Raw genomic sequence first — 20,385 nt, forward strand, 5'->3', positions numbered from 1 at the left:
GGCAAGCGTGAGCAATCCAAAATCGCCCGCAGGCAAGAACGGTGGTTCAACCGCGCTGTTTATTCGGCGCCCGGTTTTTGCGTTTGTCATCAATGTTCTGATTATCGTTGCCGGTCTTGCCGCCTTTACAGGTGTGGATATCCGCGAACTGCCAGATGTGGATCGACCTGTTATCACCATCAGCACGGATTTCAGCGGTGCATCGGCTGAAACCATAGACCGTCAGCTGACACAGGTTCTGGAAAACGCTGTCGCTCGTGTTTCTGGTGTGAAATCGATTTCGTCGACGTCCTCCTTTGAACGAAGCCGTGTCACGGTCGAGTTCAATGATGGCGTCGATCTCAATGTTGCCGCCGCTGATATGCGCGATGCGATTTCGCGCGTCGCCAACAATGTGCCGCAAGAAGCGGATCCGTCCCGCATCATCAAGGCCGATTCCAATGCCGATCCGGTGATGCGTCTCGCGGTTACGTCCGACACCATGTCGGTTGATGACATGACTGTTTTGGTTGAAGACCAGATTGAAGACGTTCTCTCCGCGGTTCCCGGTGTCGCTGATGTGCAGATCAATGGCGACCGCGACAAGATTTTTCGCATTGATATCAATCAGGCCCGTCTTGCCAGCTATGGGCTTACCATTGCCGATATATCCAGTGCTTTGTCATCAATGGGGCTTGATGCGCCCGCAGGTTCTCTGCGCAGTTCGGATCAATCTATCGTAGTGCGAGCCACCGCCAATCTCGAGAAGCCCGAAGACTTTGAAAATGTTTATATCAAAGGCCGCACGCAGATCCGCGATGTGGCCAGTGTTACGCTCGGGCCGGATATTGAAAGCTCGTCGGTGCGCTCCAATGGCAAAACGGCCATCGGCCTTGGTATTGTGCGTCAGGCGCAATCGAATACGCTCGACATCTCTCAAGGCATTCGTGCGGCTGTTGCGAACTTGCAGAAGACCCTGCCGCAAGGTGTCAATATTACCGTCACCAGTGACGATGCTAACTTCATCAGGGGCGCGATCCATGAGGTCGAGATCGCGCTGATTGCCTCTGTGATCATCGTGGTCGTGATCATTTTCATGTTTCTTTGGGATATCCGCGCAACGCTTATTCCGGCTTTGGCGATGCCGGTGGCATTGATCGGTACGGTTGCGGCGATTTATCTGACGGGCTTCTCGATCAATATCCTCACATTGCTGGCGCTGGTGCTTGCTACGGGGCTTGTGGTGGACGATGCCATTGTCGTGTTGGAAAACATCGTCCGAAGGCGCAATCAGGGCATGGGGCCACGCGCTGCCGCCGTTCTTGGCACGCAGGAAGTGTTCTTTGCGGTTATTGCGACCACATTGACGCTTGTCGCTGTTTTCGTGCCGATTTCCTTCCTGCCGGGGCAGGCGGGTGGTCTGTTCCGCGAATTTGGTTTTGTGCTTGCAATTGCAATTCTGCTGTCATCTATTGTGGCTCTGACATTGTGCCCAATGCTGGCGTCGCGCTTTCTCAAAGAAGGCAGTGAGGTATCGGAAGGGCGGCATGGGCCAAAGTTTCTGCAAAGGATCGGTGGCGGACTGTCGCGTTTTTATCGCAAGAGCCTGCACGCCTGTCTCTCCGCTCCCCTGATCGTCGTGCTCGTGGCCGTACTTTTTGCTGGCGCTTCTTACGTTGGTTTCGGCATGTTGCGACAGGAGCTCACGCCAACGGAAGATCGGGCCGTCGCGCTGTTGCGCATTAACGGTCCCCAAGGGATCAGCGTTGAATTTCTTCAATCGCAGCTCGATAAGATCGAGCAGGCGATTCAGCCATTACGCGACGATGGTGAAATCCTGACCACCTATGCGATTGCCGGCTCCGGCGGTGCTTCCAATAATGGCTTTATGGTGCTCACCCTTGCGCCGTGGACAGAACGCACCCGTTCGCAACAGCAAATTATGGCAGACATCAATGCTCGTGTGCGTGGGATCACGGCGGTTCGTATTTTCACAATGCAGCCAAACAGCCTTGGCATTCGGGGTGCCGGTAATGGCTTGCAGTTTGCCGTTGTGGGCAGTGATTACGCCAAGCTGCGACCGGCAAGCGATGCAATCGTTGCCGCACTGGAAAAAGATCCGCGTTTCGTTCAGCCGCGCTTGTCTGTTGACGCAACACAGCCGCAGCTTTCCGTCGAAATCAATCGCGAGCGAGCGTCCGATCTCGGCATCGATATTACCGGCCTTGCCAACGCCGTACAGGCGGTGCTCGATGGTCGCAAGATCGGTTCGGTTTATGTCGGCGACAGAAGCTTTGACGTGAAGCTTGTATCGACCACCAATCCCATCAATGATCCGACGGATCTTGAAAACGTCTTCCTCAAAACGGGGGACGGTCGTTATGTACCGATGTCATCTATCGCGACAGTGGTGGAAAAGGCGGTGCCGCCGCAGTTGAACCGTGAAGAGCGCCAGCGTTCTGTTGCGATTACCACAGGTTTGCAGGGCGATTTCGCGCTGGGAGATGCTTATGCGGCTGCATTGGAGATCGCAGCACCGCTGTTGCCACCGGGAGCCCACATCATCCCGCTTGCGGAGGCTTCTACACTCAGTGAAACCTCCGGTGGCATTATGATGGTCTTCGGCTTTGCGATCATCATCATTTTGTTGGTTCTGGCCGCGCAGTTTGAGAGCTTCATCAGCGCGCTGATTGTCATGGCAACGGTGCCGCTTGGCCTCGGCTGTGCCGTCTTTGCAATGATCCTCACCGGCACAAGCCTCAACGTCTATAGCCAGATCGGGCTTGTGCTGCTGGTCGGCATCATGGCTAAGAACGGCATTCTGATTGTCGAATTTGCCGATCAGTTGCGTGACAAGGGCATGAATGTGCGTGAGGCAATTGAAGAAGCAGCCAATATCCGCCTGCGTCCCGTCTGTATGACGATGATCTGTTCGGTTCTGGGCGGCGTGCCGCTGGTGCTCGCCAGCGGAGCAGGTGCGGAAGCGCGTGTGGCACTGGGTTGGGTTATCGTTGGTGGCCTCGGACTTGCAACGATCGCAACCCTTTTCGTGACGCCTGTTGCCTATCTTCTGCTGGGACGCTTCACTAAGCCAAAGGTTGAAGAAGAAGCGCGGCTTGAACGCGAAATGGCCAGGGCAGCAACTCTGGAAGAGAAGCTGAAATGAAAAAGCCCGGTCGTGAGACCGGGCTTTTTGTTGTTACTTCTTCATCGCGTCTGTGACCTTCGCGGTCCATGCACCTTCCGGCTTCTTGGTAATGACCGGATCAGAACCGCCGCCAAGCAAAGTTTCAACCGTGCGGTCGGCGGCAGCGACGTCGAGCGTGCCGTCAGAACCATCAATCAGCTTGGCGATTTCCTTGACCATACGCTCCTGAACTTCCTGTGTCTGTGCACCAGAAGAGTCGTTTTCCAGAATGATTTCGGCAGCTTCGTCAGGATGTTCTGACGCATATTGCCAGCCCTTCATCGAAGCGCGGACAAAGCGGGCAAGCTTATCGACCATTGCCGGGTCTTCAAGGCTCTTATCAAGCACGTAGAGCCCGTCTTCAAGTGTTGCCACGCCCTGTTCTTCATAAGGGAACACGACGAGTTGATCCGCCGGAATACCGGCATCGATCACCTGCCAATATTCATTATAGGTCATGGTGGAAATGCAGTCGGCCTGCTTCTGGATCAGCGGATCGACATTAAAGCCCTGTTTGAGCACAGTTACGCCGTCTTTGCCGCCGTCGGTCGGGATATTTAAATGGCTCATCCACGAAAGAAACGGATATTCATTGCCACCGAACCAGACGCCAAGCGTGCGGCCCTTAAAATCTTCCGGCTTGGTGATGTTGGTGTCCTTGCGACAGGTCAACATCATGCCGGATTTCTTGAATGGCTGTGCGATGTTGACGAGTGGAACGCCCTTTTCCCGAGTAGCAAGGGCTGACGGCATCCAGTCCACCACCACGTCAGCGCCACCACCGGCAATCACCTGTGGTGGGGCAACGTCGGGGCCGCCCGGCTTAATGTCCACGTCAAGGTCTTCTTCTTCGTAGAACCCCTTATCCTTGGCGACATAATAGCCAGCAAACTGTCCCTGCGTCACCCATTTGAGCTGCAAGGTCAGCTTGTCAGCTGCTATTGCCGAGCTGCTCATAAGTGCGAGCGCCAGTCCGGCTGTTCCAAGGCATAAAGAAATTGCCTTTTTCATTTTAGTTCTCCTCTGGTTGTTTTTATTGCGCGCATTTTGCCCGAAAACCGGTTCCCACTTTTCGGAATGTGCTTTGGTCTGCATTATACTTGCAGATGCCAAATATTCAGGCTTATGCCCTCCTGTAAGAAGGGTGCCAGAATGTCATTCTGCGCTCGATCAGCGCGATCAGCCCATAAGAAAGCGACCCCGCAAGAGCGGCTACAAAAATCTCGGCCCAGACCATGTCCACATTCATGCGGCCGATTTCTGCGGATATGCGGAAACCCATGCCGACGATGGGCGTACCAAAAAATTCGGCGACAATTGCGCCGATCAAAGCCAGTGTGGAGTTGATCTTGAGCGCATTGAAAATGAAGGGCATGGCCGCGGGCAGGCGCAGTTTGATGAGTGTCTGCCAGTAGTTCGAGCCATAGGTCTGCATCAGATCGCGTTCCATCGAACCGCTCGCAGCTAAGCCCGCAACCGTGTTCACCAGCATCGGGAAGAAGGTCATGATAATGACGACCGCTGCCTTTGACTGCCAGTCGAAGCCAAACCACATCACCATGATGGGCGCAACGCCGACAATGGGAAGGGCGGCTGCAAGATTACCAAGCGGCAGCAAGCCTTTGCGCAGAAATGGTACGCGATCAGCAATAATTGCGGTGATAAAGCCTAAGCCACAGCCCGCGATATAGCCGATAATGACCGCCTTCATGAAGGTCTGCTGAAAATCAGCCCACAGGATGGGAACCGAACTCGTGATCCGCGCCCATATGACGGAGGGCGCAGGCAACAGCACCTGCGGCACGGTAAACAGGCGCACACTCACTTCCCAAAGAAGAAGCATCGCGATGCCAAAAAGGGCAGGGACTGCAATGTCCAGCAGCTTCTGAGTGTGCGGGTTGCGCGCCTTGAGGCTTGCCACCCAGCCGACAATCGCCCATGAAACGGCAATCAGCGCGATAATGATTATCACATTCATCATCATGCACCCGCCCTTTCAGGTTTTACGCCCATGCGTCGGTTGACGATACGCGCAACCAGCCCGACAAGCGCCACAAGCAATCCCGCCATAATGGCGGCTGCAATGAGGGCGGCCCATATTTGCACCGTCTGACCGTAATAGGAACCGGCCAGCAAACGCGCGCCAAGACCTGCGACGGCCCCCGTTGGCAACTCGCCAACAATTGCGCCGACAAGGCTGATGGCAACCGCAATCTGCATCGATGTGAACAGGAACGGCATGGCCGCAGGCCAGCGCAACTTCCAGAAAACCTGATTGCGCGATGCATTATATGTCCGCATCAGATCAAGATGCATCACATCGGGCGAGCGCAGGCCTTTCACCATACCCACTGCAACCGGGAAAAAGGACAGATAAGTCGATATGATCGCCTTTGGCAGCAGCCCCGAAATGCCAATCGCATTCAGCACCACAATAATCATCGGCGCGATGGCAAGGATGGGGATTGTTTGCGAGGTGATGATCCAAGGCATCAGGCTTTTGTCAAGCGTGCGCGAGTGCACAATGCCGACCGCGAGCAACACGCCAAGCGCCGATCCGAGCACGAAGCCGAGCAATGTCGAGGATAGTGTCACCCAGCCATGATAAACGAGGCTGCGCTTTGAACTTGGCTTGACATCAAAGACTGTTTTCCAGATTTCCTGCCCCACCTGATGTGGCGCAGGCAGCACTGGGCGATCCTGATGCATCGTATTGGCAACAATTGTCGAGAACGAAATCTCGGTTCCGGCGCGCTCTGCCTGATCTCGCTCAAACGGCGCGTTGAGAAAAACTGCAAGCAGATACCACAATCCGATGATCGCCAGCAGAACCGTCGCCACCGGAATAAATTTGTCGCGAAAAAAAACTGTCAGTCCCGCCCGGGTTTCACTCATGAATATGCCCCAGCCGCAGGCCTTCGCGCACGCGATGGGCGATTTTGAGGAAGGCATCCGATTCACGAATGTCGAGCGTGCGATCCGGCCCCAGATCGCAGTCGATGATTTCATGAATGCGGCCTGGACGCGGACTCATCACGACGATCTTGGTTGACAGAAAGACGGCCTCAGGAATGGAGTGTGTCACGAAGATCACAGTTTTCTGTGTTGCCGCCCAGAGTTTGAGAAGCTGTTCGTTGAGGTGATCGCGCACGATCTCATCCAATGCGCCGAAAGGCTCATCCATCAGCAGCATGTCAGGGTCAAACGACAATGCACGCGCAATCGATGCTCGCTGCTGCATGCCGCCGGAAAGCTGCCATGGAAATTTTTTGCCAAAACCCGTGAGGTTCACCAGCGCCAGATTCTTTTCAATCCGCGCTTTGCGCTCGGCAGCACTATATCCCATGATTTCGAGTGGCAGGCCGATATTGTCTTCAATCGTGCGCCACGGAAACAACGCCGCCGCCTGAAAGACGTAGCCGTAAGAGCGATCAAGCCGTGCCTGTTCAGGCGTCAGTCCGTTGACGGTCACAGAGCCGGAAGTGGGCTGTTCGAGGTCGGCCACCACGCGCATCAAGGTGGTCTTGCCGCAACCCGAAGGGCCGATGAAGGAAACAAACTCACCACGTTTGATCGTGAGATTGATGTTAGAAAGCGCATGGACCGGACCGTCATTGGTTTCAAAAACCAGAGACAGGTCTTTGATGTCGATCACGGTCGGCGCACCATCAAAGCCCCGCTCCGGGGCCATGTTATCGATGTTCATCACATGCATTTCCCGAAGCGAAGCTGGAGCCATGAATCAGACCCCTATTGGCATATGTTCGGCGCTGCGTTCCACCTTGCGGGGCGCGACGATTTCTTTCCACTGCGACAGGGCCTTGTTGGCGGCACCGTTGGGTTCACGTTCGACAAAACGTCCATCACCCGGCTGCGCTGTGACATGGCCATGATCAAAGGCGAGACGACCGCGCGAGAATGTTTTGACGGGTAAGCCTTTCAGCTCAAAGCCTTCAAAGACATTGTAATCAATGGAAGAATGCTGCGTTTTGGCAGAGATCTTCTTGGTCGCTTCCGGGTCCCAGATGATAATATCGGCGTCGGCGCCCGGCAGGATCGCACCCTTTTGCGGATAGATGTTGAGGATCTTCGCAATGTTGGTCGAAGTGACAGCCACGAACTCATTGGGCGTCAGACGACCGGTGCGAACCCCACGCGTCCAGAGTACAGGAAGCCGTTCTTCAAGCCCGCCGGTGCCATTTGGAATCTTGGTGAAATTACCAATTCCATGGCGCTTCTGCTCGGATGTGAAAGCGCAATGATCGGTTGCAACGCATTGCAGGCTTCCAGCGGCAAGTCCGGCCCACAGACTGTCCTGATTGATCTTGTCGCGGAATGGCGGCGACATTACGCGGCGCGCAGCATAGTCCCAATCGCGATTGTGATATTCGCTTTCATCAAGTGTCAAATGCTGGATCAGCGGCTCGCCATAAACGCGCATCCCTTTCTGGCGTGCACGGCGGATTGCTTCATGCGCCTGCTCGCAGGATGTATGCACCACATAAAGCGGCACACCGGCCTGATCGGCAATCATGATGGCGCGGTTGGTCGCTTCGCCTTCCACTTCCGGCGGGCGTGAATAGGCGTGTGCCTCCGGACCGTCATTGCCAGCAGCCAAGAGCTTGGCCTGTAATTGCGCAACAATATCGCCGTTTTCCGCGTGAACCAGCGGCATGGCGCCAAGCTCGGCGCAGCGCTGGAACGATGCGAACATCTCGTCATCATTGACCATCAACGCGCCCTTATAGGCCATGAAGTGTTTGAAGGTGTTGATACCGCGCTTCACCACTTCCGGCATTTCATTAAACGCGCGTTCGCTCCAGCCGGTGATTGCCATGTGGAACGAATAGTCGGTACGCGCCTTGCCTGCCTTCTGGAACCATTCCTGCAATGCGTCGAGCAGATTGCCTTCTGGTCCGGGAAGAACGAAGTCGACCACCATCGTCGTGCCGCCTGCAAGCGCTGCCGCAGTGCCAGTGTCAAAATCATCGGATGAATAGGTGCCCATAAAGGGCATTTGCAAATGCGTATGCGGGTCAATGCCGCCTGGCATGATATAACAGCCGGAAGCATCGATGGTTTCATCGCCGGTCAGATTATCGCCCACGGCTACAATCTTCTCGCCTTCGATGAGAACGTCGGCTTTAAAGGTGCGGTCTGCCGTAATGACGGTGCCGCCTTTGATGACCTTGCTTGCCCCAGAACTAACCATGTTCGCGTTCCCCTTTTTGGTTTTGTTTCGAACATTAAGCAGTATTGGATAGGCTGGAAATTAACTTACAATTTCAGCACTCTCCAATACGGCATGAAGAAGTACATCAGCGCCAGCCGATGCCCACTCCTTTGAGATTTCTTCGTCTTCGTTATGGCTGAGGCCATCGACGCATGGACACATGACCATGGCGGTCGGTGCCACGCGATTGATCCAGCAGGCATCGTGCCCCGCACCGGAAACAATGTCGCGATGGCTGTAGCCAAGCCGTTCGGCTGCATTGCGAATTGCCGTGACGCAGCCTTCATCGAAAGTGACGGGATCGAAATGGCCTGCCACTTCAATCTCGATACCAATGCCAAGGTCTGCTGCGATTTTTGGCGCTTCCGTTTCAAAGCGGGCTTTCATGGCATCGAGTGTTTTCTGATCCGGTGAGCGGAAATCGACGGTGAAAACGATCTGACCGGGCAGCACATTGCGTGAGTTTGGCGAGACTTCAATATGGCCCACGCCACCGACCGCATCGGGCTGATAGTCCATCGCAATCTCATTGACCAGTTGCAGCAGTTTGCCCAAGCCAAGGCTTGCATTCTTGCGCATTTTCATCGGCGTTGAGCCGGTATGTGCTTCCTTGCCGGTCAGTGTTACCTGCAACCACCACAGGCCCTGACCATGGGTGACAACGCCAATATCCTTGTTTTCAGCCTCAAGGATCGGCCCTTGTTCGATGTGCAACTCAAACATCGAATGGATCTTGCGCTTGCCAACCGGCTCGTCGCCCTTCCAGCCAATGCGCTCCAGCTCATCGATGAATTTCTTGCCTTTGGCGTCGGTGCGCTCATAGGCCCAGTCCTGTTCTAGCACCCCGGCGAAAACGCCGGAAGCGAGCATTGCAGGTGCAAAACGCGTGCCTTCTTCATTGGTCCAGTTGACCACGACGATCGGGCGCTTGGTCTTGATATTGGTGTCGTTCAATGTGCGCATGACTTCAAGTCCGCCCAGCACACCGAGCACGCCGTCATATTTGCCGCCTGTCGGCTGCGTATCGAGATGGCTGCCCATATAAACCGGATCGGCATCCGCATCTTCGCCTGCGCGAAGAAAGAACATATTGCCCATCGTATCGACGGTCATCGACAGTCCGGCCTGTTCGCACCATTTCTGAAAAAGCTGGCGACCTTCGGCGTCTTCATCGGTCAGCGTCTGGCGATTGTTGCCACCACGCAAACCGGGGCCAATCTGTGCCATTTCCATCAGGCTGTCCCACAGCCTGTCGCCATTGACCTTGAGATTACTGGAGAGCGCCATTTGCTCTGCCTCCACATTTCAAGCATGGAATAACTGCGGCATTGCCGCAAGCGCTTCGCATGTTATGTTGTTCCCGCGACCCAGCTCTTTGGCCTCAATCTTCTTGCAGCATTTGCAAAAACTTGACTAGTTGGTCAAAATGCAGGCTAGAAGAGCGTTCGACAGCGGTCAAGCGATTTTAAGAAATTTTGCTCCGTCAAAAGGTGTTAAATGGTCACAGATGCGACAGCTCCCGCCGAAGCAGGTGTGAATGAAAAGGCGGAGGGTGCGACGCGCATTCAGGCGATCAATCGCAGGCTCATTCTGGATGCAGCGCTTGATGTCTTTTCCGCTTATGGGTTTCGCGGTTCGACAGTCGATCAGATTGCCGAAAAGGCAGGGATGTCGAAGCCAAACCTGCTGTATTATTTTCCGCGCAAGCAAAATATCTACGTGACGGTTTTGGAGGAGACACTCACCGAATGGCTTGGCCCGTTCGAGAGCATCAACCCTGAAGGCGATCCGCTTGAGGAACTCCAGAACTATATTGCGCAAAAGCTTGCGCTTTCGGCCAAAAGGCCGGAAGCATCGCGGCTGTTTGCCAATGAAATTCTGCATGGTGCACCGGCGATTACTGATTTTCTCAAAGGCCATCTGAAAGAGCTGGTCGATGAAAAAGCAGGCGTTATTCGTTGTTGGATTGAAGAAAAGCGCATCGCGCCCATTGATCCTTATCACCTGATTTTCACGATTTGGGCCGTGACGCAGCATTATTCCGATTTCTCGGTTCAGGTTGCAGCCATTCTTGGCAACCGAACCGAGCAGCCGGATTTTTATGAGCAGACAGCACGCTCCATTGCAGCAATTATTCTTGACGGTGTGCGTGTTCGTGATGATGTTGCAGCATCATGAAAACGATTCTTATTGCAGCAGCCATTGTCCGCGATGAAGCGGGCCGTTTCCTCCTTGTTCGCAAGCGCGGCAGCGAGATTTTTTTTCAGCCCGGTGGCAAGATCGATACTGGCGAAGAGCCGCAGATTGCGCTTATCCGCGAAATCGAGGAAGAGCTTGGCATTCTGATTGACGAGAGCCAGTTGCGCTATGCAGCGCGCATGTCGGCACCAGCCGCCAACGAACTTGATTCCATCGTTGAAGCAGAACTGTTCCACCTCACTTTGAGGGAAGGGCAGGTGCCTGCCGCTTCGAGTGAAATCGAAGAGCTGATCTGGGTTAAGGCTGGCGATCAGTCGCGCCCTGTTGCGCTGCTTTCACAAAGCATCCAGGCACGCTTTTCACAAGCGGATTGAGATTCTTATTCGCAGATGAATAGGTTTTTCGTTTGCGAATTTATTATCTTCCTCTTATCAGTCTGTGCGCGTTTAGAGCGCATCCCGAAAAGTGTGAAACGGTTTTCGGACAAGATGCGCGCCGTTAAAGCGCGGGCATAGGTTCTGGAGGAGATATTTATGCAGCTTAAAGTATCTGATAGGCGCACACTGGGCCGCACGGGTCTGTCCGTAACGGCGCTTGGTCTGGGAACCGCACCTTTGGGCGGGCTTTATGCGCCTGTTTCCCGTGCCGATGCGGATGCTTTGCTCGAAGCTGGCTGGGACAGCGGCATCCGCTATTTCGACAGCGCACCGATGTATGGTCTTGGTCGAAGCGAGCATCTTTTGGGCGATTTGCTGCGCGAAAAGACTGAACGCGCCGTGGTTTCTACCAAAGTTGGCCGCCTGATGACCAATGAGCGCGCTGGTCGCACGCTGCCGCCATCGCCACCAAAAAATCCTCTCGATTCCGGCTGGCACAATGGCCTCAATTTCCGTGAGGTTTTTGATTACAGCTATGACGGTGTTATGCGCAGCTTCGATGACAGCCAGCAGCGCCTTGGCTTTCCCGAAATCGATCTGCTCTATGTCCATGACATTGGCCGCGTGACCCATGCTGACCGTCATGAGTTTCACTGGAACGCATTGACCAAGGGCGGCGGTTTCCGTGCACTGAGTGAATTGCGCGAAGCAGGCAATATTAAAGGCTTTGGCCTTGGCGTGAATGAATGGCAGGTCATTCGTGATGCGCTTGAGGAAGCGGATCTCGACTGCTCGCTGCTGGCTGGCCGCTATTCGCTGCTTGATCAGGTTTCGGAAAAGGAATTCTTGCCGCTGGCGCAAAAGCGCGGCATGGCGCTGGTGATTGCCGGTGTGTTCAACTCCGGCATTCTGGCTGCCCCACGCGGTGGCGAACAGAAGTTCGATTATGCTGATGCGCCTGCTGAAATCATTGCACGCACCAACCGCCTGCATGATATTTGCGACGACTTCAATGTACCGCTTGCCGCCGCCGCCATGCAGTTCCCGATGATGCATGAGGCCGTCAGCTCCATTCTGATTGGTGTGCGTTCGCCAGAACAGATCAGGCAGAATGTTGTCTGGTTCGAGCAGTCCATCCCGGATGAATTCTGGGCGAAGCTCCGTTCGGAAGGTCTGATCTCGTAATCATGACGTCCAAAATTCTCTGCGTTGGTGCCCTTACCATGGACACCATTCTGCGCCTTGATGAACTTCCACACGCGGCAGGTAAATATCTGCCGCGTGAAGCGGTCGAGATCGCCGCTGGCATGGCTTCGAGTGCCGCAGCCGCGATTGCCCGGCTTGGTGGGGATGTGGCGCTTTGGGCTTCTGCCGGAGTTGATCCGGTGGGTGAGCGCGCCATCGCAGAGCTTGAAGCCGAAGGCATCGATTGCTCTTATATCCGTCGGCTGGAAGGCGTGCGCACGGCGTTCTCGTCAATTCTCGTTGATGCAAACGGCGAGCGCATCATCGTGCCATTTTATGACCCAGCACTTGCAAGCCCGTCGGATCAGATTCCGCCGATTGCAGCTGGCGCCTACGCCGCTGTAATGACCGATGTGCGCTGGCCATGGGCGGCTGAAACAGCCCTTCGAGCTGCTCGCGATGCAGGGATTCCAGCTATCTTGGATGCGGATACCGCACCTGTCGAGCTTCTGGAAAAGCTGCTGCCGCTTGCAACGCATATTGTTGCATCAGAACCCGCTGCGATCAGCGTGACCGGCACGACGGATTTGCGCGAATGTGTGAACATTTTGGCCAGCCGCTATGATGTTTTCACCTCTGTCACCGCTGGCGCTGATGGCTGTTACTGGACGCAAGGGGCTGGCAAGCAAGTATTCCATGTACCGGGCTTTAAGGTGAAAGCCGTCGATACACTGGCAGCGGGCGATGTCTTTCATGGCGCTTTCGCCCATGGTCTGGTTGACGGCAAAGGGATCAGCGACATGATCCGCTTTGCCAATGCGGCTGCGGCCATCAAGTGCGCACGCTTTGGCGGCCGCGCCGGTTCACCAGACTATCAGCAAGTCCTTTCTTTCATAGAAAGCGGTGTTGTTCCGGCCCAGTAAGCCGGCAATCTCCTCCCAAAAACATACAAACACGCACTGAACCCGAATTGACTATTTACTAACATGTTAGTATGTGCCAACTTACAGTTCAAATTTGGGAGGAGCCAGTTTTGGCACAACAATATTCAGGGCAGGAGCGCTTCGGCCTCTCTGCGGCACTCACCACACCATTCGATGCTGACGGCAAAATCGATGTCAGCCGTGCCCTAAAGCACGCCCGCGCCCGCATCGACAGCGGATGCTCAAGCGTCACTCTGTTTGGCACCACCGGCGAAGGTTCGTCGATTGCCGATGCTGAACGCGCAGCGCTGCTTGATGCTTTCATCGCGGATGGTTTTTCGGCTGCAAACATCGTTGTCGGCGTCATGGAAAATTCGGTTGCGGATGCCGTGCTTCAATCCGGTTATGCGCTGCGTCGCGGTTGCAAAGCCATTCTTCTGGCACCGCCGTCCTATTTCAAAAACCTGTCCGACGAAGGCCTGTTCAACTGGTTCTCGGCGGTTCTCAAAGATTTGGGCGATGATGCGCGCAGCATCATCCTTTACAATATCCCGTCGGTGACGGCGGTTGAATTGTCGGTCGATCTCATCACCCGTCTGCGAGATGCCTTTGGTGACGTCATCACCGGTGTGAAAGATTCCTCCGGCAACTGGTCCTATACGGAAAAGCTGCTTGCAGCGCATAAAGACATTGCGATCCTGATCGGCGATGAGCGTGATCTCGCTGCTGGTGTACGCCTTGGTGGGCAGGGCGCAATTTCCGGCATGGCAAACCTGTTCCCGGATCGCCTGCTGCGCATGGTCAATGACGGTCAGGATGACAACGAACTGGTTGGCGCTGTGCAGCAATTGCTCAACTATCCGGTAACGCCAGCGGTCAAGGCCATGGTTGCGCGTCATACGGGCGACAAGGAATGGCGTCGTGTACGCGCACCGCTGATTTCATTGAATGACGCTGACTTCGATGCAATTGGCAGTGTATTCGACCGTTTGCATATGGCAAAAGCGGCCTGATCACGGCATAAGCGTCGATAGCAAAAGGAAATGGCTTTGGCGGACGATCACCAAGAACCGGTAAAATTGCGCGATAAGGCTTATCAGAGCTTCACTGAGCATTTGCTGGCGCGTGATTTTCATCCGGGCCAGTTCGTTTCACAGCGTCAGCTCGTCACTATGACGGGTCTGCCGCTGGGTGCGATCCGCGAATTGATCCCGCGTCTTGAAACGGAAGGTCTGATCAAGACCGTACCGCAGCGTGGACTCCAGATCGCCCATATTGATCTTAATCTGATCCGCGAAGCGTTTCAGTTTCGCCTTTTCATCGAAAAGGAATCGGTTGCGATTTTTTGCCAGTCAGCTTCCGATGAATTGCTGCGTTCGTTGCGCGCTGAGCATGAAGAAACGCTCAATCGTGCAATGAACGAAGGTGAAACACCGGAGCTTGAAAAACAGGCACAGAATATCGACTGGAGCCTGCATGATACGATTGTTAGCTCGCTTAATAATGAAATCATTTGGCGTGCTTACCAGACCAACACAATCAAGATGCGTCTGATCAATCAGGAGCGTTTCCGTATTAACGGGCGTGTGATTCCGGTTATGCAAGAGCATCTGACTGTGTTGAGCGCCATTGAGACCCGCGACCCGCAAACGGCCATGGATGCCATCGCCGTTCACATCAACAATGCACGGAAACTGGCTTTGCACATTTAAAGACCAAGGTCTGGCGAGAGGAGTCGCCGGGCCGCAAACATTACAGGGGAGGAATAAGCGATGAATCTGTTACGTCCAACACGCCGTCAGTTTATGGCGGGAACGGCAGCAATTGCTGCATCCGGCATAACGGGCATTAGCCCGTCTTTTGCCCAGTCAGGTGTTGACTGGAAAAAATATGCGGGCACCACGCTTGAAGTAAATCTGATCAAAAGCCCGCGTGGCGAACTCCTTCAGAAGCATCAGAAGGAATTCGAAGACCTGACGGGCATCAAGGTTAATTCCGAGCAGACGCCGGAACAACAGCAGCGCCAGAAGGCGGTGATTGAGCTGACTTCGGGCCGTCCGAGCTTCGACGTTATCCACATCAGCTATCACGTTCAGAAGCGTCAGTTTGAAAAGGGCGGCTGGCTTGCCGATCTCAACCCGTTTTTGAAAGACCCGACGCTGACCGACGCGTCGCTCACCGAAGATGATTTTGCAAGCGCGGGTCTGACCTTTGCCAAAGATGCTAATGGTCGCTTTGGTGCACTGCCATTCTCGGTCGATTACTGGATTATCTATTGGAACAAAGACCTCTTTGCGGAGAAGGGGCTTGAATTCCCCAAGACCTTTGAAGAACTGGTCACAACCGCCGAAGCACTGACCGATCCGTCCACCCGAACCTATGGTTTCGTTGCGCGCGGCATGAAAAACGCCAATGCGCCGGTCTTCACCAGTCTTATGCTTGGTTATGGTAAGCAGTCGGTGGACGCTGATGGTAATGTTGAGACGGATTCACCGGAAGGCATTGAAGCGGCCAGGCTCTATCAGCGCCTGATGACCAAATCGGCACCTCCCGGGGTTGCGGGCTTCAACTGGGCAGAATGCCAGTCGAACTTCCTTCAGGGTCGCGTTGGCATGTGGCTCGACGGTATCGGCTTTGCACCGCCGCTTGAAGACCCGAACAAGTCGCGCGTTGTCGGCAAGGTTGGTTATGGTGTCATGCCAGCAGGCCCGAATGCACAGGCCGCACCGACGACCGGCGACGGTATCGGCGTCACAGAAGCTTCCAAGAACAAGGAAGCCGCATATCTTTACTGCCAATGGGCCATTTCCAAAGAAATGGGTGCGCGTCTGTTGCAGTCGGGTTCGGGTGTCCCGTTCCGCAAGTCGATCATTGACGACGAAGCCGTGCGCAAGGGCGTGACCATGCCGGAAGGCTGGGTAGAGGCGCTCTCGAAATCAGCGCCGATCAGCCAGCTCTGCCTGCCGGTCATCGTGCCTGTCACGGAATTCCGCGACATTATCGGTGTGGGCCTCACCAATCTGTTGAATGGTGCAGACGCTGAAACGGAAATGAAACGCGCGACGGAAGAATTCCGTCCGGTCCTCGCACGGAGCGAAGGAAAATGACATCTGCTGCCCCGATAGGTGCAAAAACAGGAGCAGCCGCAACGGCTGTTCCTGCCACCCGGCCTTTTAAAAGTCGTCTCAGACCGAGCTATTGGCCGTTCGTTCTTCCAGCCTTGATCACTGTCGGGGCGGTGATCGTTTTCCCATGGGTGTTTACACTCTGGATGAGTGCCAATCAGTGGCAACTCGGCGGTGAGCAGAGTTTTGTCGGCTTCGACAATTATCTGCGCCTTGCTGCCGATATGCGCTTCTGGGAATCCATGTGGCACACGGTTGTCTATACGGTTCTCTCGGTCGTTGCTCCGATGATATTGGGCACGATTGCAGCGCTGGTCTTTGACAGCAAATTGCCGATGCGCGGGCTGTTGCGCGGCATTTTCGTGATGCCGATGATGGCAACGCCGGTGGCGGTCGCCCTCGTCTGGACGATGATGTATCATCCGCAGCTTGGCGTGCTGAACTATCTTCTGTCGCTGGTTGGCATTCCGCCGCAGGAATGGATTTTCAATCAGAGCACGGTTATCCCGTCGCTGGTACTGGTTGAAACATGGCAGTGGACGCCGCTTGTGATGCTGATCGTGCTTGGCGGCCTTGCCTCCATGCCACGCGATCCGTTTGAAAGTGCGGAAATTGACGGTGCCAACGGCTGGCAGAAGTTCCGCTATATCACGCTGCCGATGATCCTGCCCTTCATCATGGTGGCCGTTATCATCCGCTCGATTGATGCGCTCAAAAGCTTCGATATCATCTATGCGATGACGCAGGGCGGTCCGGGTACGGCTTCGGAAACCATCAATATCTATCTCTATAATGTGGCGTTTTCCTATTACGACATTGGCTATGGCTCGGCGATTGCCGTGGTGTTCTTCATTGTCATTATCGCCATGTCGATGATCCTTCTGGCGCTGCGCCAGCGGACCAAGTGGAACTCGTGAGGACTGACCATGGCACGCAAGTCTATTCTTTCAAAGCTTGGCACGGCACTCATGGTTTTCATCATCGTGTCGCCTGCAATTTTCTTCTTCGTCTGGATGCTGTCGCTTTCGCTGAAATATGAAATCGACAATGGCGCCTATCCGCCAATCCTGATTCCCGACCGCATCGCTTGGTCAAACTATACTGGGATTTTCGAAACCAACGACTTTCTGCTCTATTTTTGGAACAGTATTCTCGTCACCGGCACCGCTACCTTGCTGGCATTGATTGTCGGTGTTCCGGCAGGCTATGGCATTGCGCGATTGCGCGCCAACAAATCGGCAATCGTTATCATGATTGCGCGTATGACGCCGGGCCTGTCATACCTGATCCCGCTGTTCCTTTTGTTCCAGACACTTGGTCTGCTCGGGACGCTTTGGCCGCAGATCATCATTCATCTGGTTGTGACGGTTCCTATCGTGATCTGGATCATGATTGGCTATTTCGAGACAACACCGATGGAGCTTGAAGAAGCAGCCACCATTGATGGTGCATCGTCGTGGCAGGTATTCATGAAAGTTGCACTGCCGATTGCCAAGCCCGGCATTGTGGTGTCGCTCATCCTTGCGGTGATCTTCTCGTGGAACAATTTCGTTTTCGGCATCGTGCTCGCCAGCCGCGAGACACGCACTCTGCCGGTCGCAGTTTACAACATGCTGTCCTTTGAACAGGTCAGCTGGGGTCCGCTTGCCGCCGCCGCCCTTGTGGTCACATTGCCGGTCCTGTTGCTAACCGTTTTCGCACAGCGCCAGATCGTTGCAGGTCTGACCGCAGGCGCCGTCAAATAAGAGTTGAGGTTCAAGATGGCATCTGTATCCATCCGAAATGCAATCAAGAAATATGGCAATGTCGGCGTTCTGCATGGCGTGTCGGTTGATATTGAGGACGGCGAATTCGTCGTGCTGGTCGGCCCATCGGGCTGCGGAAAATCGACGCTTCTGCGCATGATCGCAGGGCTTGAGGAAATCAGCGATGGCGAAATCGCTATCGGTCCGCGCGTGGTCAATGATCTGCGCGCCAAGGAGCGCGACATCGCCATGGTGTTCCAGAATTATGCGCTCTATCCGCATATGACGGTGGCCGACAATATGGGCTTCGCGCTCATGCTGAAAAACGCGCCGAAGCAAGAACGTGACAGCCGCGTTAACCGTGCGGCGGAAATCCTCGGCCTCAACAAGCTGCTCGACCGCTTTCCGCGCCAGCTTTCCGGTGGCCAGCGCCAGCGTGTGGCGATGGGCCGTGCGATTGTCCGCGATCCGCAGGTGTTTCTGTTTGACGAACCGCTGTCCAACCTAGACGCTAAATTGCGTGTGCAGATGCGCGGTGAGATCAAGGGGCTGCATCAGCGTCTGAAAACCACCACGATCTACGTCACCCACGATCAGATCGAAGCCATGACCATGGCCGATAAGATCGTCGTCATGCGTGATGGTCTGGTGGAACAAATCGGTGCTCCGCTCGATCTTTATGATCGTCCGGCCAATATGTTTGTGGCTGGCTTCATCGGTTCGCCATCAATGAACTTCGTCAACGGCAAGATCGAAGAAGGTTCGTTTGTCGCTGATGGCGGTTTCCGCATTCCGCTTCCCGATGGCGATTATGGCAGTCTGTCGGGCAGGGCCGTTTATGGCATGCGCCCTGAACATATGAAGATTGCCGAGCAGGGCGTGCCGGTTACGGTCGATATTGTCGAGCCGACAGGTTCGGAAATCATGGTCATGGGCAAGCTGGGCGATCAGCCGGTTACCTGCCTGTTCCGCGAGCGCCTGACAGTGCGTCCGGGTGATGTGCTGACCATTGCGATTGATCCGGCAACCAGCCATGTGTTTGAGTCGGAAAAAGGCAAACGCGTCAGCCGTTAAACATAAAAAACGCCGGGGTTTCCCCCGGCGTCTTTGTTTTATTCGGCCGCTTCTTTGACGGCCATCGGATTGTTCGGATGGGTTGTCCAGTTGGCATATTGTGCCGGGATTGGTGCCTTGGTGCGCGGATCGAAGTCGCCGATCTGCTCCATGGTGATGCAATCCTCGACCGGGCAGACATTGACGCAAAGATTGCAGCCAACGCATTCCTCATCAATCACTTCAAAGTGCCGTGCACCATTCACCAGATTGGTGATCGCCTGATGCGAGGTATCTTCGCAGGCAATGTGGCAACGACCGCACTTGATGCAGGAATCCTGATCAATCCTTGCCTTGGTGACATAATTGAGGTTGAGGTACTGCCAGTCACTGACATGCCCGACAGCCATGCCGCGGAAATCATCAAGCGTCTGATAACCCTTGCTGTCCATCCAGTCGGAAAGACCGTCGATCATTTCCTCAACGACCTTGAAGCCATAGGTCATGGCAGCAGTACAGACCTGAACGGTGCCGCAGCCGAGCGCAATAAATTCAGCCGCATCGCGCCATGTCGTAATGCCGCCAATGCCTGAAATCGGTAGACCATAGGTTTCAGGATCGCGTGCAATTTCCGCCACCATGTTCAGTGCAATCGGCTTGACCGCTGGTCCGCAATAGCCGCCATGGCTGCCGCGTCCGTCGATGGACGGAACAGGCGACATGCTGTCCAAATCAACCGAGACAATCGAATTGATCGTGTTGATCAGCGACACAGCGTCTGTGCCGTTGGCCTTTGCGCCTCGTGCTGGCTTGCGAATATCGGTGATGTTTGGCGTCAGCTTGGTGATCACTGGCATCCGGCTATATTGCTTGCACCATTTGACAACCATGCCGACATATTCCGGCACCTGACCAACAGCCGCACCCATGCCGCGTTCGCTCATGCCGTGCGGACAACCGAAGTTTAGTTCGATGCCGTCAGCGCCGGTTTCTTCCACCAGTGGCAGAATGGCTTTCCATGCCTCTTCTTCACATGGCACCATGATCGACGCGATCAATGCGCGGTCGGGCCAGCGCATTTTGACTTCCTTCATTTCGCGAAGGTTCACTTCAAGCGGACGATCAGTGATCAGTTCGATATTGTTAAGACCAAGCAGACGCCGGTCAGCGCCATGGATTGCGCCATAGCGCGGACCATTGACGTTAACGACCGGAGGGCCCTCGGCACCCAGCGTTTTCCAGACCACGCCACCCCAGCCAGCCTTGAAAGCACGCTCAACATTGTAAGCCTTGTCGGTCGGTGGAGCCGAAGCCAGCCAGAACGGGTTTGGCGATTTGATACCGAGGAAATTCGTAGAAAGATCAGCCATGTTTACTCT

At 54.8% G+C, this 20,385-nt stretch carries 18 protein-coding genes; 11 read left to right on the forward strand and 7 right to left on the reverse strand.

All coding sequences use genetic code 11. The features are described from left to right. Positions 1 to 7 precede the first annotated feature (7 nt). Positions 8 to 3,145, forward strand: a complete 3,138-nt coding sequence (locus ABE530_RS01765) for an efflux RND transporter permease subunit (RefSeq protein ID WP_499693397.1) — start codon at positions 8 to 10, stop codon at positions 3,143 to 3,145. A gap of 33 nt (positions 3,146 to 3,178) precedes the next feature. Here ABE530_RS01765 and ABE530_RS01770 read toward each other — a convergent pair whose 3' ends face one another. The 6 genes from ABE530_RS01770 to ABE530_RS01795 all read right to left on the reverse strand — a co-directional run bounded on the left by ABE530_RS01770 (position 3,179) and on the right by ABE530_RS01795 (position 9,686). Further along, positions 3,179 to 4,177, reverse strand: a complete 999-nt coding sequence (locus tag ABE530_RS01770; RefSeq protein ID WP_499693398.1) for an ABC transporter substrate-binding protein — start codon at positions 4,175 to 4,177, stop codon at positions 3,179 to 3,181. Positions 4,178 to 4,289: 112 nt separating this feature from the next. Beyond that, complete coding sequence (locus ABE530_RS01775; protein WP_265982902.1) at positions 4,290 to 5,150, reverse strand: ABC transporter permease; 861 nt, start codon at positions 5,148 to 5,150, stop codon at positions 4,290 to 4,292. Continuing rightward, positions 5,147 to 6,061 (reverse strand): ABC transporter permease, encoded by a 915-nt coding sequence (locus ABE530_RS01780; protein ID WP_499693399.1) that lies wholly within the window; start codon positions 6,059 to 6,061, stop codon positions 5,147 to 5,149. Before ABE530_RS01780 ends, ABE530_RS01775 begins: the two co-directional genes overlap by 4 nt. Further along, complete coding sequence (locus tag ABE530_RS01785; protein ID WP_499693657.1) at positions 6,054 to 6,872, reverse strand: ABC transporter ATP-binding protein; 819 nt, start codon at positions 6,870 to 6,872, stop codon at positions 6,054 to 6,056. The genes ABE530_RS01780 and ABE530_RS01785 overlap by 8 nt, the downstream gene beginning before the upstream one ends. Positions 6,873 to 6,908: 36 nt before the next feature. Then, positions 6,909 to 8,378, reverse strand: coding sequence for a dihydropyrimidinase (gene hydA / locus ABE530_RS01790; protein WP_499693400.1), 1,470 nt, complete (start codon positions 8,376 to 8,378; stop codon positions 6,909 to 6,911). 60 nt (positions 8,379 to 8,438) lie between these two features. Further along, complete coding sequence (locus ABE530_RS01795) at positions 8,439 to 9,686, reverse strand: Zn-dependent hydrolase (RefSeq protein ID WP_499693401.1); 1,248 nt, start codon at positions 9,684 to 9,686, stop codon at positions 8,439 to 8,441. A 210-nt stretch (positions 9,687 to 9,896) separates the two neighbouring features. Between ABE530_RS01795 and ABE530_RS01800 the strand changes: the two genes are divergently transcribed. From ABE530_RS01800 to ABE530_RS01845, 10 genes are all read left to right on the forward strand, one after another. Next, positions 9,897 to 10,577: a TetR family transcriptional regulator C-terminal domain-containing protein gene (locus ABE530_RS01800; protein WP_499693402.1), complete on the forward strand. Its 681-nt coding sequence runs from the start codon at positions 9,897 to 9,899 to the stop codon at positions 10,575 to 10,577. Then, positions 10,574 to 10,972 carry an NUDIX hydrolase gene (locus tag ABE530_RS01805; RefSeq protein ID WP_265982909.1) on the forward strand — a complete coding sequence of 133 codons (399 nt, stop codon included), beginning with the start codon at positions 10,574 to 10,576 and terminating at the stop codon, positions 10,970 to 10,972. The genes ABE530_RS01800 and ABE530_RS01805 overlap by 4 nt, the downstream gene beginning before the upstream one ends. Before the next feature lie 159 nt (positions 10,973 to 11,131). Continuing rightward, the gene (locus ABE530_RS01810; RefSeq protein WP_499693403.1) at positions 11,132 to 12,160 is read left to right on the forward strand and encodes an aldo/keto reductase; all 1,029 of its coding nucleotides are present in this window, start codon (positions 11,132 to 11,134) and stop codon (positions 12,158 to 12,160) included. Between the two features lie 2 nt (positions 12,161 to 12,162). Continuing rightward, positions 12,163 to 13,083 (forward strand): PfkB family carbohydrate kinase, encoded by a 921-nt coding sequence (locus ABE530_RS01815; protein ID WP_499693404.1) that lies wholly within the window; start codon positions 12,163 to 12,165, stop codon positions 13,081 to 13,083. Positions 13,084 to 13,193: 110 nt separating this feature from the next. Then, positions 13,194 to 14,096: a dihydrodipicolinate synthase family protein gene (locus tag ABE530_RS01820; protein WP_499693405.1), complete on the forward strand. Its 903-nt coding sequence runs from the start codon at positions 13,194 to 13,196 to the stop codon at positions 14,094 to 14,096. A gap of 36 nt (positions 14,097 to 14,132) precedes the next feature. Next, a complete protein-coding gene (locus ABE530_RS01825) occupies positions 14,133 to 14,795 on the forward strand; it encodes a GntR family transcriptional regulator (protein WP_265983839.1) in 663 nt (220 codons plus the stop codon). Between the two features lie 60 nt (positions 14,796 to 14,855). Next, a complete protein-coding gene (locus ABE530_RS01830) occupies positions 14,856 to 16,190 on the forward strand; it encodes an ABC transporter substrate-binding protein (protein ID WP_396997721.1) in 1,335 nt (444 codons plus the stop codon). Next, positions 16,187 to 17,125, forward strand: a complete 939-nt coding sequence (locus ABE530_RS01835; RefSeq protein ID WP_499693406.1) for a carbohydrate ABC transporter permease — start codon at positions 16,187 to 16,189, stop codon at positions 17,123 to 17,125. The genes ABE530_RS01830 and ABE530_RS01835 overlap by 4 nt, the downstream gene beginning before the upstream one ends. 9 nt (positions 17,126 to 17,134) lie before the next feature. Continuing rightward, positions 17,135 to 17,953, forward strand: coding sequence for a carbohydrate ABC transporter permease (locus ABE530_RS01840; RefSeq protein ID WP_499693407.1), 819 nt, complete (start codon positions 17,135 to 17,137; stop codon positions 17,951 to 17,953). 15 nt (positions 17,954 to 17,968) lie between these two features. Next, complete coding sequence (locus tag ABE530_RS01845; RefSeq protein ID WP_265982921.1) at positions 17,969 to 19,027, forward strand: ABC transporter ATP-binding protein; 1,059 nt, start codon at positions 17,969 to 17,971, stop codon at positions 19,025 to 19,027. A gap of 38 nt (positions 19,028 to 19,065) precedes the next feature. Here ABE530_RS01845 and preA read toward each other — a convergent pair whose 3' ends face one another. Beyond that, entirely contained in the window at positions 19,066 to 20,376 is a 1,311-nt protein-coding gene (gene preA / locus ABE530_RS01850; RefSeq protein ID WP_140020200.1) for an NAD-dependent dihydropyrimidine dehydrogenase subunit PreA, read from the reverse strand. Positions 20,377 to 20,385: the final 9 nt, after the last annotated feature.

It is taken from the genome of Brucella sp. TWI559 (assembly GCF_039674265.1).
In the GTDB taxonomy this organism is placed as follows: Bacteria; Pseudomonadota; Alphaproteobacteria; order Rhizobiales; family Rhizobiaceae; genus Brucella; species Brucella chromiisoli.